2 protein-coding genes are annotated in these 1,565 nt (G+C 41.5%); one reads left to right on the top strand and one right to left on the bottom strand.

The genetic code is table 11. The features are described from left to right. Positions 1 to 198, top strand: a 198-nt coding sequence (locus tag DW862_RS26220; protein WP_207895195.1) for a hypothetical protein, incomplete at its 5' end; no start/stop codon positions are given. 65 nt (positions 199 to 263) lie between these two features. Here DW862_RS26220 and DW862_RS25600 read toward each other — a convergent pair. Continuing rightward, positions 264 to 1,418, bottom strand: coding sequence for an IS110 family transposase (locus tag DW862_RS25600; RefSeq protein ID WP_120071164.1), 1,155 nt, complete (start codon positions 1,416 to 1,418; stop codon positions 264 to 266). Positions 1,419 to 1,565: the final 147 nt, after the last annotated feature.

The following is a 1,565-nucleotide window of genomic DNA, read 5'->3' as shown; positions in this document are numbered from 1 at the left end:
TATATTTCCTCTATGAAAAGCAAGACCGCGACTATCTTTGTGAGTGGAAACGAGTGTCTATTCCTTTCTACATCTTTTTTCCTTGCACTACTGCATGACGGTTCAGTTCCGATTATAGTCGGAACAATGAACAATTATGTACATTTCCTCTTCGAGATTAAAACTCAACCGGGTGTCCTACTCCGTCCGAAACGATAGCCACTTTGCGAAAACGGGATATAATCACCACAAATATATTGACCTTGTAACGGACGGTTGTATCATTATACGGCAGTCATATGGGCTGCCGTATAATGATCTGTTGGTTTGATATACTGAGTTCCCTGACTAAGTACATACCATACTGCAACAAGTATTTTTCTCGCAATAGCTACTTGCACCTTCATCTTGTTCTTTCTTCTTTCGATACATTGCCTGTATGAGAATTCTGCGAAAAATGACTCTTTCATACGTGCAGCTCCCCATGAACATTCAATCATGGTTTTTCTTACAAACCTGTTACCATGTGTGATACCTCGTGCCTTGATTTTGCCAGCGCTTTCCTCGTTACGGGGTCTTAGCCCCACCCATGACACCAATTTCTTTGGTGTCTGGAAATGTGTCATGTCTGTTCCTATTTCTGCTATTATTGAGGTCGCACTACGTTCTTTCACTCCCGGTATAGTCTGAAGGTTTTCAACTTCTTGAGGAAACCACTCCATGCATAGTGCAGTCATCTTTTCCTGTGCTTCGTCCTTGTGTCGTTGCTGCAATTCAATCTCTTCTACAAGCTGTTTTATAATGTCTATGTCGGTCTCGCTGACCACTCCGGTAAGTGCTTTCACCAATGTTTCTCTGCCATGCCTGTTGATTGTTCTTCCATGCAGTTCCTTCACAAGGACTTCCGCATCTGTCACACCTTGGGATATAAGTTTAACTATTGAACGGTACCCTTTGGAATCTGTTGTGGATATATAATTACTGATTCTGATGTTGCACCTCTGGATGCATTGGTCAAGTTTGACTAGATTGCGGCTTATGGAAACATTCAGGTCAAATATCCTTCTGTCATATTGACGCAGACGTTGAATTTTATCATCAGGAACAAAGCTTGATGCTATCAGTTCTTTACTCAGACAAGTAGCTATCCATTCGGCATCATTCACATCACTCTTTTTGCCAGGAAGCTGTTTTATAAAATAAGGGTTTACCAGATGAAGTTTCACTGACCCTTCAAGCACTCGCCATATGGGTATCCAGTAGATACTGGTACTCTCCATTGCACACTCTTCAACACCTTCAGAGACCATAAGGTCGCGAAGTGTGACCAACTCTTCGGTAAGAACTCCGAATTTATGCTGGATTTTTTCTCCATTAGCACACAGAATACAGCAAAAAACACTATCTTTGTGTACGTCAAGACCGCAGACTACCTTCATAGAAGTATTTTTTTTATTGGGACACCAAGCCCGTTGGACATATGAGGATGGGGAAACCCTATGACCTCGTTTTTACCACAAAGATAGTCGCGGTCTTGACTTTCTTATTTACCGGGCGTAAAAAATCTGTTTTTTTATATACCTTTG

The sequence above is a fragment of the Bacteroides sp. AM37-9 genome (assembly GCF_003603455.1).
In the GTDB taxonomy this organism is placed as follows: Bacteria; Bacteroidota; Bacteroidia; order Bacteroidales; family Bacteroidaceae; genus Bacteroides; species Bacteroides xylanisolvens.
This window is presented reverse-complemented; position numbering and strand designations above follow the sequence as displayed.

What these genes read in the sequence shown, in the direction of transcription:
- DW862_RS25600 (WP_120071164.1), bottom strand. Translation starts at nt 1,418, where the DNA reads ATGAAGGTAGTCTGCGGTCTTGACGTACACAAAGATAGTGTTTTTTGC.